This window comes from Peribacillus frigoritolerans (assembly GCF_030676415.1).
Classification (GTDB): domain Bacteria; phylum Bacillota; class Bacilli; order Bacillales; family DSM-1321; genus Peribacillus; species Peribacillus frigoritolerans_A.
This window is the reverse complement of the sequence record NZ_JAUUTW010000022.1, coordinates 12472-24744: the sequence shown is the minus strand read 5'-3', so window position 1 is coordinate 24744 and position 12273 is coordinate 12472. Positions and strand designations below refer to the sequence as shown.

Sequence of the window (12273 nt, the reverse complement as noted above, 5' to 3'; positions counted from 1 at the left end):
AGTTAACGAATAGGTTGTACAAGGTCTTCAAAAATATGGAAGGTGGTTTGGGATGAAGAAACTAAAAATCTGGTTAATTTTAATAATTGGTGTTTTAACTATGACTGCTTGTCAGGAAGAGGAAAAGGAGGAGAAAGTAGCAAAAGCAAGTAAGGTTTCACCAAAAAGTAAAGTTTCATCAGTATATATTTATCATACTCATAATCAAGAATCATTTCTGCCTGTATTAAAAACAGATGATGTAAATGAAGCACATGATCCAGTAAAGAATATTTCATTAGTTGGAAAACGGTTAAAAGAGAATTTAGAGAGCAAAAACATAAGTGTTATACAAGATACCACTGATATTGCTAGTGTTTTAAAAGAGAAAAATCTATCCTTTCGAGAAAGTTACTCTATTTCCGGTAAAAGTCTGAAAGAAACGCTAGAAAAGAATGATATAAGCATTGCATTGGATATTCACCGCGATACGATCTCTAAAGAAGACTCTACGATTAAAATAGATGGAGAAAATTATGCAAGAGTTGTCTTCTACGTTTCTAAAGCAAATAAAACTTACTTTGACCAAAGTGTGAATTTAGCAAATACCCTTCATGTTGAACTAGAAAAAATGTATCCAAGTCTTTCTCGGGGTGTAATCTTAAAAGAAAGCCCGAATACTTACAACCAAGATATTTTTCCTGAATTAGCTGTAATGGCCGTTGGTGGTCCTGAAAATACATTAGAAGAAGAATATCGAACAATTGAAAAAATAGCAGAGGTAATCCAAAAGAAAATTAATGAGTAATTTTATACTTGAATGATAAAATTGTTGTTTGATTATGGCTTTCCTTAATGAACTAACGGGTGCTTTACTTCAATAAGGGAGGTTGCTGCGGCAGCCTTTTTTTATGTAACTAGAGAGGTAGCTTAGTGAAAACGCACAGTGAATGACGATTGCTTTCACAATATGACTGTATGGATATGTATAGTACAGTTTCCTCGTACTGCAACATAGCAAAATAACAGCAACTGATGTTTCTGTTTCTTTTTTGATTTGGAGAATTATAAATAGGGATAGTCCAATCACTATCCCTAACAATACATATGATTTCGATTAACGAGTTCTTCCGCCTAATTGTTGTTCAGCCATTTGCACTAAACGTTTTGTAATTTCTCCACCAACAGATCCGTTTGCACGAGATGTTGTATCAGCGCCAAGTGTAACACCGAATTCACTAGCGATTTCATATTTCATTTGTTCTAGAGCTTGCTCTGCACCATTAACTACTAATTGATTATTGTTGTTATTTCTAGCCATGTTGTCAGCTCCTATGAATATAATGTGTTGCTAGTCATAGGTTTTGATATTGTTAAGAGTTATATACATAGAATTTAAAATAAATTAAGGCAGTGATTAAGTGAAATTAAAACTCATCTGTGGCTCAAGAAGGGAGAGCACAGGAAAACATTGAAGCCACCGGGTCGCAAGGTAAGGATTTTAGAAGCTCCAAAAAGCAAATAATCTGAGGGAGAGACTTTCTCCTCCTATTGCACAGTTTGTTTCAACTATACAATAAGGCAGGTTGCTGAGGCAGCCTTTTTTGTATGAAAACACAACAGTAAAAAAGCCATACTAAAATAAACCCTCCATATTCTCATTTTTTTTGATGGGGGTAAATGTACTATGTCGTTATTTAACTGGTTATGCAGTTTGTTGTTCAGATGGAGCGATTGTATAGCCTTTCTTTTTTAGGTATTCGATCATTTTTAATTCTTTGTTATTTTGTTTTTCTTCAAGGTAATTTGAGCCTAGTTCATGATAAGGTTCTCCTGTTTTTAAGATGTTGTAAGCAATCGTTAATAGTAAATGGGCAGAAGCGATTCGTCCCTTCATTTTTCCTTGCCGTTTGGTAATCCTTTTTCGATGTGAAGCAATTCGATTATTTTGCCTTGATGTCGCTAATACACATTCTACGGCCATCGTTTTTAAAGCTTTATTTCCTTGTGCCGTTTTACTCGTTTTTCTTTACCGGCACTTTCGTAATTTCCAGGACTCACACCAGCCCAAGAGGCAAGGTGTTTAGCTGACTTAAATACGGACATATCAACACCCATCTCCGCAATAAAAGTGGCTGCCGCAGCTTTGTTCACACCAGGTATACCATCCAATAATTCTACTTCCTTACGATAGGGGGACAGGAGTTGATCGATTTGTTTTTCCAATTCTTCTATGGTTTGTTCTAAATAACCCATATGCTCCCAATGGTACCGCAACATATCGCGATGATGACGGCGAATACGCCCATTAATTGCATTGGCAATGTCAGTAATACTTGCTTTTGTTCGCCAATCCACCATTTTTCGAAGACCATCGGTCTCTATTTTTTCACCATTTAGAATCGCTTCAAGGATACGGCGTCCCGATACACCAAAAATGTCTGATAGAACGGATGTTAGCTTGATATTAGCATCTTGAAGAATTTTGTGAATGCGATTCTGCTCTGATGTGCGATGATGAATCAATTTTTTCCGATAACGAGTAAGATCCCGTAAATCACGAATATCCTCTGGTGGGACAAAATTGCTTTCAATAAGTCCGCATCTTAAAAGCTTGGCAAGCCATTCGGCATCTTTCACATCAGTTTTACGACCTGGAACATTTTTGACATGCCTGGCATTGGCCAGAACAAGGTGAAAAGATCCTTCGAGTATATTCCATATTGGTTTCCAGTAGACTCCGGTACTTTCCATCACAACATCGGATACCTGAAGGGTAGCGAGCCAATCACTTAAAGCCAACAGTCCCGTTGTTGTAGTTGAAAACGTTTCAATAGAGGTTTTTGGCTTTTTTTCTAATGGACCAAATAATACGCAGGCTACTACTGTTTCTTGGTGTACGTCTAGGCCAGCACACCGTTCAATCATTGCTTCCATAGGAGAATCACCTCAATAAAAGATTAACAATACATATGACAGGAGATTTGTTACAAAAATTTTTGTATACGTACTAGCAGTACACTAAATGGTTCTTCCATACTGTCACAACCAGTTTCTTATACAGGGTATCCTCCTTAAGATCCACCAAAAAAGGTTCAGCCTGGTTGTATTGTTATCACCATTATTGTCAAGGGGTTAATGGGTTAGACTCTATTTTTGAGATTAGATTTTCGTAGTAGATGGTGGCGGCGAGGAGCGCCGCCATAGGAGTTTCTTATGGAACTATCGGGGCAGTTTAGTTGAATAACGAAAAAAGCCCAATTTCTCAATTTTAATGCTGAGAAATTGGGCTTTTTAATATCGTAATTTCCTTAACGTTGTAAATCTGCATTTTCCTGACGCTACCCCTTATAGAACGAACAGGTGCCTTTCGATTAAAATGTCAACAAATAAAAAAAATGGTTGACATATTTAAGAAATTTTTTTTCTTTTAACTATTCTAGTTGGATGATTAAGACCGAATTTCACTCGTATTATGCTACTGCTAAACCCTATAAATCCTCCAACAATTGCTGGGATAATCCACCCTAGTCCTACATCATACAGAGGAAGAATTTCATGAAAGAAATTATTAATGGATGAAAAGCGTATACCAGCTCGGTTTAATCCATCAAATAAACTAATGATAAATGTTAAAAGTAAGCTTCCTTGATACACTTCAGCTTTCCCTTTAAATAAAGAATGAAAAAATGTTAAGAAAATTAATACAATAGCTAATGGATAAATAGCTGTTAGGAGAGGAACTGAAACTGCAATTAACTGCGTTAGCCCAATATTGGCAACTATTGCACTAAAAATAGATAAACTAATAGCAATTGTTTTGTAAGGTACCTTTGGAAATAGTTTATGGAAGAATGAAGAACAAGATGTAACAAGTCCTACGCTTGTTGTTAAACAAGCTACTGTAATCATTAATCCTAATAATATCCCGCCATAAGCTCCAAAATAATAATCCGAGACTTTTGCTAAGATGGTACCTCCATTTTCCAGATGCCCAAGTTTTTCTACGCTTGAAGCACCCATATAAGAAAGAGCTGAATACATGGTTGCCAGGAAAAAGGCAGCAATTCCAGTTGCTTTTCCACAAACAACCATAATTTGCTTTTTTGTTTTAGCACCTTTTTCTTTAATGGCATTAATGATGATGATGCCAAAAACAAAAGATGCAAGCGTATCCATTGTTAAATAACCTTCTCTAAACCCATTAAAAAATGGTTGAACTGTATAACTCTTAACAGGTGCTTGAAAATCTCCGATTGGATGATTAAAAGCAACTACTACTAGGATTCCAATGAACGTTAACTTGATTGGTGTTAAGATTTTCCCGACAATTCCGATAACTTTCGCGGGATTGATCGAAAAAAGGCACGTAATGCTAAAAAAGATGATTGTAAAAATAAGTAAAGGTAAAGGGCCTGAATTTTCGGACAAAAATGGTTTTACACCGATTTCAAAAGAAACGTTTCCTGATCTAGGCAAAGCAAATAAAGGTCCAATGGCTAAATAAAGAACCGTTGTGAATAGAATACCAAATACAGGATGTACCCGACTTGCTAACGACTGTAAATCATCTTTCCCCGAAAAACCAAGTGCTAATACACCAAGTAACGGTAAGCCAACTCCTGTTATTAAAAACCCTGCATTTGCTGACCAGATATTCATTCCTGCTGATTGACCAAGCATTGGTGGAAAAATTAAATTTCCTGCTCCAAAAAATAGAGCAAATAACATTAAACCAATAACTACTATAAATGAAAATGGTACTTTAGTAGACAAATTAAACCCTCCATGAAATAACTAAATTTTACTTTTTGAAAAAAAATAATTTTCAAAAAATTATTCACCAAACTAAATACATAAGATTGTATCGTATTATGACTAGATAAAATTAATTTCAATATAAATTTTAAGTTTCTCCTTTTGGGTGGCCTTATTTAATATGCAATAGGTTCTTTAAAATTTTAACGACAAGCAGAACTATTACTACCATAATTACGATTAAATGATAATCGGTGTGAATTACAGGGAATTCCCCTTAGCTCCCTATTAGTGATATGTAATTATTAACTATAATGCCATTTTATTACTATTAATATATTGTAATACATACTGCTTACTCTTTAAAGGATAAAAAGGAGGAAAAAACAAGAAATAAAGTTGTCATTAGGAGGTATAAAGTGGATTACGGACTATTGGTTATTGGAATAGCTCTTTTACTTGTGGCTGGTTTAGTTGAACAAGGAGTGTGTGTTAAAAAATAGCCTGTATCTATGATTGCCTATGAGAAGGTGTGCAGTTATGGGAGTTGAACTGGGTATAAATGACTGGCATTGCCACCATAAGAACCCATATCATCTGTCAAAGACGATAGGTTTTCCAATTTGGTAGAGCTTCATGAAGCAGTCCATCGACTTATACACCTAAAAGATATTGTAAAAATCCAGTCTCTGCTTAACTCATTAGAATTGAACAAAAAGCAGTTAGAAAAGGTAAACGAATTTCGTAAACAATGCAGGAATGACATAAAATCCAAGGTTTTGAAAAGAAGACATGCTCATCTTACACATAGAAATTAATAAATTGGATTAGTTGGAACGCCGTATGCGGTGAAAGTTGCACCCTACGGTGTGACAGGGGAAAAGGGAGCGATAATTTCAAACCCTTACCTATCTGTATCATTAAGGATCACTAAAAATAATTAAACTATTTTATTAACACCGTAAACTAAATCAAAAGAAAAGAATCCATTTTGATTAATCTTTTTCAAAATGAACTCTTTTTATTTTCACTCAGGAGGTCCTTTTGATCAATCTTTATTTCAAAGCTACATCTGAGCCAAATAAAATGTAAAGTGATATTAACGTTTTTGATGAAATGATATTAAAGTACTTATGCATTCTAGTTAACAAATTATCCTTAAAATCGATTTATCGATCAATCATACACTTTTGCAATAGAGGAAGAAATATCTAGTTTCTCCCTTGCATTGATTGATAAAAGACTAAAAGGAGATAATTAATCAAACACTAGAAGAAGCTTAAAGAAAAAAGTCGATTTTTCCTTTACTAAGGGAACCATCGGCTTTTTTACATTTACGAAATTCGTTTGTTTGCATAATAGAGATGATTAGAATGAGGATGGAAGCAGGGAAGACAAGCAGGTAGATATAAGCTTTAAAATTTCTTATGAATACGACAATCCTTAATGTGACCTTCATCCATCCGTTTGCTTTCTGAATAACAGGTAGGTATTTATTAAGTTTTCAGATTTTATATTAAGAGATTGGGGCCATACTAGCGCAGCAAGGAGAAACGGTATGCTGAGTTCAAGTGAATAGATGAGCAGAGGCATCATGCCTATTATTAAGATGCCGCTTTTGCTTGCCAGAATTAAGATAGACGAAAGGGTCAGTCCAATACAAGGTGACCAACCTAACCCAAAATGATGCCAAACAGTATAGAACGGGCAAAAATCACTCTATTTAAGGAAAAGAGAGTTTCATATAACATTCTACATTTTGTGAAAATTAATTTTGGTAAAAAAAGTTAATGATATATTTATTTACCATTATTTCAATAATATGTTATTGTTATTAATGAGTAATATTACTTTAAAGTAATAAAAATAGCAATGAAGGGAGCTCAAATGGTTAAAGAAAAAGGTTTAAAAGGAAAAGAGACTAAAGCACGTATTAAAGAAGCAGCAACATATGAATTTGCTACTCATGGATTTTATAACACAAAAGTAAGTGACATTGTTAAACGTGCAAACCTAACTCAGCCTGGGTTTTATCTCTATTTTTCTAGTAAAGATGCTATTTTTGATGAATTAGTCATGGATTTTCGAAATAAGTTACACATGTTGATTGAAACTCAACGTTTATCTCCAAAAATTGAAAAAGAAGACCTTACTCAACGAATCTTAATTTCTATAGAAATATTATTTCAATTTTTTATAGATAATCCAGATTTAACGATAGTCGGTCTAATTCTTGCCCATGATTCAGAGTCTTTTAAAGGTAAAATAATTGAATTATTAGCAAACAATTTAAAGTATGAACAGCAATCCGGATATTTTCGTTCAAATTTGTCGATGGATATCACAGCTGTTTGTATCTTCGGGATGATTGAACATTTAATTACTTCATGCTTAATGAAAAATAAAAGTAATCCAAAAATATTAGCAGAAGAAGTTGTAAATTTGGTGATAAATGGCATAGTTGATCAATCATAAGAATATTTAGCAAGCCTTCATTTTTGTTATCTTTTTTTCAACCTTTACAACGTTGATGTAGGGAAGAAATCCAACAAATTTGAAATGATTTAGGGAGTGAATTAGGAAATGATAATAAATATTTTACAGATTATCTTGGCGGCTTTTATAGGTTTAGGTGGAATAATTAAAGTAATGAGATTGAAATTTCAGGTCGAACATTGGAATGAGTACCAATATCCAATGTGGTTTATGACAGTTACTGGAATTATGGAAATAATTGCTGCAATAGCAATTATTATTGGTTTCTGGAATCGTAGTTTTGCAATCATAGGTAGTTCAATAGTTATGGTATTTATGCTTGGTGCAATCTATACGCATATTTTTAAGGTTCAACAACCTCTAACTACGGCTATCCCTTCAACAATTTGTTTAATATTAGGTATTATTCTAATAGTCCGTTATTACAATAATTAAAAATTAAGGATGTGTTTTTATGTTAAGTCATTCAACATCTTGCTGCGTAGTTGGTGGTGGACCTGGAGGGGTTATGCTTGCTTTACTGTTGGCACGAAAAGGTATTCCAGTAACATTGATCGAACAGCACAAGTCGTTTAATAGAAGCTTCCGTGGAGAGGTTTTCCATTCTTCAATAATGGAAATAGTTGATGAATTAGGGTTAATTAATAAATTATTCGAAATTCCCCATACTAAAATATACTCAGCAAAGATAGATTCTCCACATGGTTCAATAGTACTTGATTTCACAACATTACGTTCGAAATTCCCACACTTAACTACAATGAGTCAGTCACAGTTTTTAGAGTTTATTGTATCTGAAGCTACGAAGTATGACCATTTCAAGTATATTATGGGGGCAAAAGTGGTGGAGTTATTGAACGAAGACAATAAAATAAATGGAGTTAAAATACAAAAAGATGGAGAATTTCATGAGATAAGATCAATTTTAACAGTAGCTGCCGATGGTCGTAATTCGACTATTAGTAAGTTGTCGAATGTGTCACCGACTGAATTAACTAAACCTATTGATATTATTTGGTTTCGATTGCCACGTCATTCTACTGAACCAGAATACATGTTTAATCGTTCTAATCATTCTAATCAGTTAAATATGCTTGCTTGTGTAAATAGGGGAGACTATTGGCAAATTGGAATGTTTATTCCAAAAGGTTCGTTTAAAGAGATTAGAATAAAAGGGATGGAAAATTTACATCGTGCACTATATGAACTTGTACCAGAATTTTCAGATCGAATTTCATCCTTAAAAAATTGGGATCAATTATCTGTTTTATCTGCCTCTTCAAGTAGACTAAAACAGTGGTATTTACCAAATTTACTATTTATCGGAGATGCAGCACATACAATGTCGCCACTTGGTGCAGTCGGTATAAACTATGCCATTCAGGATGCCGTAGTTGTTGCAAATGTGCTTTCAGCTCCTTTAAAGTCTGGTCATGTTTCTCTGAAAGATCTAGCTAGAGTTCAAAAACAACGAGAATTACCTACAAAAATAATTCAAGCTTATCAAGGTGTCATGCAAAAACAAATAATTGACCCAATACTTAAAGATAAAAACTCTTCTATTGGTTTTAAACTAGTTAAGCGATTTAATTTTCTGCGAAAGCTAATTGTTATTCTTGTAACATCTGGATTCAAACGTGTTCGAGTTCAATGATTTTCTATCCTTATAAGTTATAAAACTATTATTCATTTAAACAAAAGAGAAACGACTATAAACATTTACTTTTCTTATGAAAAGTAAAAATACATATAAGTTATTAAAACTAAGGAGAAAAATATGTTAAAAGGAAACCAGAATTCAACAAAAAAATATCACTTAACACCAGTTCAAAAAATGCTTTTTGCACACCATCAATTTTATCCTCATGATCCATCTTATAATTTAACTTATTGTTATAAAATTGAAGGAAGAATCAACTTAGAAAGATTTACAGAAATATGGAGAATGATTTATGGAAGTGCTGGCGTTTTTAAGGTTCACTTTGAACAACAAGAAGGTTTACCTTTCCAAGTATATGATTCAACACGTGCGATCACATTAGATGTAGAACACCTCTCTAGCTCATTAACCAAAGAACAATGGGAAGAGAACGTCATACAATATACCAATGAAGTTTCTCAAGCTGTTATTAATATAAATGAATGGCCGCTTAGTAAATTTAAAGTGTTTTATAGTAATGAAAATATAAGTTATTTTTCAATGTGCTTTCCTCATATTATTTTTGATGGGTATAGTGGTTTTGAAAAATTCAACCTCTTTTCTTTTTATTATAATAGTAAAAAAGACTTAGATGAAATAGAAATAGAACTTAAAGAAGAGATAGAAGAAGAGGCTTATTTTACAATAAATCACGAAGAATTCCTTAAACATAATCATCGAGCTTTATCCTATTTTAAGGGAGAATTAAAAGATTTTGAAGCGCTTCAAATTGAAGAATTAGAACAGAAAAGAGATAAACATGGGAGATTAATAGGTCAGGAGATGAACTTTGATTTTCCAGCGGATTTATCAGAGAAAATTAGTACATATATTAAAACGAACAATCTTTCTGATTTTAGTTTCTTCTTATCGACTTATTTTATTATGGTTCATAAGCTTTTTAGCAAAAATAAAATAGTAACTGGAATACCACTAGCCAATCGTTCTAGGAATAACAAGAAAATATTTGGCTATTTTGTAAATAGTTTACCTCTAGGTATTAATATTCAAGAACATGATTCTTTTCAGGACCTATGTCTTGCTGTAAAACGAAAGACAATGTCTCTAATAAGATATCAAAACTTTGACATCTCATCTCACATCAAAGAAATACTTCCAGAGAAGCCTCATAAAGTATCAGATAAATTTAACACTTTATTTACTTATTATACACAAAAACTTGCCTTTGATATAACGGACTGCAAGGTAACACATATACCAATTCGATCAGAATATCTTAACTTTCCGTTAAGCTCAAGTGTAGAAAAAATAGAAGATATATACAGAGTAAAAATACAATATGGCTCCTATTTAAAAGATGCCCATTTAGAAAACATATTTACAGCGTTAATAAAAATTATTTTAAGTGAAGATAACAAAAAGATATCAGATATTCCATTGTTAGAAGAAAAGGAGAATAATACACTCCAAAGTTTGTTTAAAGCTAATAAACATTTTCCACTAGCACATACACTTCACGATATGTTTATAGAGCAAGTTTTGAAGTCCCCTAAAAAAGTATCAATTAAGAACGGGGAAGAGCAATGGACTTACCAACAGTTAGATGAATTATCTAATCAAATTGCTCACTTAATTAATGAAAAATTTCCGAAACAAGAGACGAACATCGCAGTTTCGCTTCCGCGTTCACCATCCCTAGTAGCAGTTATTTTGGGGATTCTTAAATCTGGAAGAGCTTATGTTCCAGTCGATCCAATAATGCCTGTTGAACGCTTAGAATATATTTTATCAGATTTAAATTTTCCTCCATGCATAATTGATAATGATCTACTAATTAAGATGCAAGATAAAGAAAATTTCTATTGTTGGAAAGAACTTGAAATTGAAATTGTAGACATGCCTAAATCTTGTCCAGATGTAGTTTCAGATCCTGAGCAGCTAGCTTATATTATCTATACATCCGGTTCGACTGGAAAACCTAAGGGTGTAATGGTTTCTCATTATAATGTTTTAAGATCATTTAAGGCTGCTGAAAAAGATTTTCATTTTAATGAAGACGATAGTTGGTTTTTATACCATTCCTATGGATTTGATCCTTCTATATGGGAAATATTTGGATCACTTTTATTTGGAGGAAAGCTAGTGATTGTCGATGAGCTAAGCCGAAAAGCTCCCGATAAAATGTTTGAACTAATGGTAAATGAAAAGATAACCGTTTTACAAATGACTCCATCTGCTTTTAGCCAGTTAATAGAGGTCGTTAAAAATCAAGAAGGTAGAGCTCCATTATCGTTACGTTATATCATCCTTGGTGGAGAGACTCTGCATTTTAATATTTTGAAACCCTGGATAGAAATCTATGGAGATAAACAACCTCAGTTATTCAATGTATATGGACCAACAGAAACAACGATTCTAGCTACATATTATCCGATTAAACGTAATGATTTGGAAAATCCTAATTGTAGTATTATTGGATATCCTTTAACAGATGTAGAGTTATTTGTGAAGAATCAATATATGGAAAACTTGCCAATAGGTATACCAGGAGAATTGTATATAGGTGGATCAGGGGTCTCAAAAGGTTATTATAACCGAGAAGAATTAACAAAGACACGATTTTTAGAAGGTATTTCGGATCAAGGAAATGTTTATCGAACTGGCGATGAAGTGAAGATGTTACCGAATGGTACATTGGAATTTATTGAACGGATTGATAGGCAAATTCAATTAAGAGGCTACCGTGTTGAATTAGGAGAAATTGAGTTCACTTTACAGCAACATTCTGCTTGCAAAGATAGTGTCGTAATTGTGCATACTTTTAAAAATAATGATATTCGACTAGTCGCTTATGTTGTTTTGGACAATGAACATAAACTTGATGAAAGTGATTTGAAGTTATATTTACGTACCAAATTACCAGAATATATGGTGCCATCTCTTATTCTTGAGATACCTTACAAACCAATGACAGTGAATGGGAAAATAGATTATGCAGCATTACCTGCACCTTTACTTAAAGAATCTAGTAATTCATTAGAAGATATGTCAATTAATGAAAAGATCAAGACAATTTGGAAGGAAGTTTTGAAAGTAGATAATGTGAATGATTATGATAATTTCTTTGATATTGGCGGTACCTCATTACTAATTACAGAAGTATATTTTAAGTTGAACGATAAGGCTAAATACAAAGATTTTTCTATGGTGGATTTATTTCAATACACTACACCACTATCGTTGGCAGAATTTTTAAAGCAACTCGAAGAACCTTCACCAATAAAAGCGAAAGTACCAAAATTAAATAATAGAAAAGAAGCATTAATGAGAAGAAAGTTAATAAACAACAAGTAAAAAGTATCTTTAAGTGAGGGAGTACA

Annotated in this window: 9 protein-coding genes and 1 pseudogene; 5 read left to right on the top strand and 5 right to left on the bottom strand. The window is 33.1% G+C overall.

Going from position 1 to position 12273, the window contains the following annotated elements:
• Positions 1-52: 52 nt before the first annotated feature.
• On the top strand, positions 53-787 hold the full coding sequence (gene spoIIP, locus Q8G36_RS19130; RefSeq protein ID WP_305162782.1) for a stage II sporulation protein P: 735 nt from the start codon (positions 53-55) through the stop codon (positions 785-787).
• A gap of 309 nt (positions 788-1096) precedes the next feature.
• Here the strand turns inward: spoIIP and Q8G36_RS19125 are convergent, their stop codons facing one another.
• The 5 genes and pseudogenes from Q8G36_RS19125 to Q8G36_RS29365 form a co-directional block, all read right to left on the bottom strand.
• Positions 1097-1300 carry an alpha/beta-type small acid-soluble spore protein gene (locus tag Q8G36_RS19125; RefSeq protein WP_034315006.1) on the bottom strand — a complete coding sequence of 68 codons (204 nt, stop codon included), beginning with the start codon at positions 1298-1300 and terminating at the stop codon, positions 1097-1099.
• Between the two features lie 384 nt (positions 1301-1684).
• The gene (locus Q8G36_RS19120) at positions 1685-1963 is read right to left on the bottom strand and encodes a hypothetical protein (protein WP_201253575.1); all 279 of its coding nucleotides are present in this window, start codon (positions 1961-1963) and stop codon (positions 1685-1687) included.
• 5 nt (positions 1964-1968) lie between these two features.
• Complete coding sequence (locus Q8G36_RS19115; RefSeq protein WP_305162781.1) at positions 1969-2916, bottom strand: IS110 family transposase; 948 nt, start codon at positions 2914-2916, stop codon at positions 1969-1971.
• A 474-nt stretch (positions 2917-3390) separates the two neighbouring features.
• Positions 3391-4755, bottom strand: a complete 1365-nt coding sequence (brnQ, locus tag Q8G36_RS19110; protein ID WP_305162780.1) for a branched-chain amino acid transport system II carrier protein — start codon at positions 4753-4755, stop codon at positions 3391-3393.
• Between the two features lie 1437 nt (positions 4756-6192).
• A pseudogene (locus Q8G36_RS29365) lies at positions 6193-6411 on the bottom strand (cytochrome c biogenesis protein CcdA); the annotation flags it as partial.
• A gap of 213 nt (positions 6412-6624) precedes the next feature.
• On the opposite strand from Q8G36_RS29365, the gene Q8G36_RS19105 reads away from it, so the two are divergent.
• From Q8G36_RS19105 to Q8G36_RS19090, 4 genes are all read left to right on the top strand, one after another.
• Positions 6625-7212, top strand: a complete 588-nt coding sequence (locus Q8G36_RS19105; protein ID WP_305162779.1) for a TetR/AcrR family transcriptional regulator — start codon at positions 6625-6627, stop codon at positions 7210-7212.
• Between the two features lie 108 nt (positions 7213-7320).
• Positions 7321-7668, top strand: a complete 348-nt coding sequence (locus Q8G36_RS19100) for a DoxX family protein (RefSeq protein ID WP_283917670.1) — start codon at positions 7321-7323, stop codon at positions 7666-7668.
• 19 nt (positions 7669-7687) lie between these two features.
• Positions 7688-8887, top strand: a complete 1200-nt coding sequence (locus tag Q8G36_RS19095) for an FAD-dependent oxidoreductase (RefSeq protein WP_305162778.1) — start codon at positions 7688-7690, stop codon at positions 8885-8887.
• A 123-nt stretch (positions 8888-9010) separates the two neighbouring features.
• The gene (locus tag Q8G36_RS19090) at positions 9011-12247 is read left to right on the top strand and encodes an amino acid adenylation domain-containing protein (protein ID WP_305162777.1); all 3237 of its coding nucleotides are present in this window, start codon (positions 9011-9013) and stop codon (positions 12245-12247) included.
• Positions 12248-12273: the final 26 nt, after the last annotated feature.

What these genes read in the sequence shown, in the direction of transcription:
- Q8G36_RS19100 (WP_283917670.1), top strand. Translation starts at nt 7,321, where the DNA reads ATGATAATAAATATTTTACAGATTATCTTGGCGGCTTTTATAGGTTTA.
- spoIIP (WP_305162782.1), top strand. Translation starts at nt 53, where the DNA reads ATGAAGAAACTAAAAATCTGGTTAATTTTAATAATTGGTGTTTTAACT.
- Q8G36_RS19120 (WP_201253575.1), bottom strand. Translation starts at nt 1,963, where the DNA reads ATGGCCGTAGAATGTGTATTAGCGACATCAAGGCAAAATAATCGAATT.
- Q8G36_RS19115 (WP_305162781.1), bottom strand. Translation starts at nt 2,916, where the DNA reads ATGGAAGCAATGATTGAACGGTGTGCTGGCCTAGACGTACACCAAGAA.
- Q8G36_RS19105 (WP_305162779.1), top strand. Translation starts at nt 6,625, where the DNA reads ATGGTTAAAGAAAAAGGTTTAAAAGGAAAAGAGACTAAAGCACGTATT.
- Q8G36_RS19090 (WP_305162777.1), top strand. Translation starts at nt 9,011, where the DNA reads ATGTTAAAAGGAAACCAGAATTCAACAAAAAAATATCACTTAACACCA.
- Q8G36_RS19125 (WP_034315006.1), bottom strand. Translation starts at nt 1,300, where the DNA reads ATGGCTAGAAATAACAACAATAATCAATTAGTAGTTAATGGTGCAGAG.
- Q8G36_RS19095 (WP_305162778.1), top strand. Translation starts at nt 7,688, where the DNA reads ATGTTAAGTCATTCAACATCTTGCTGCGTAGTTGGTGGTGGACCTGGA.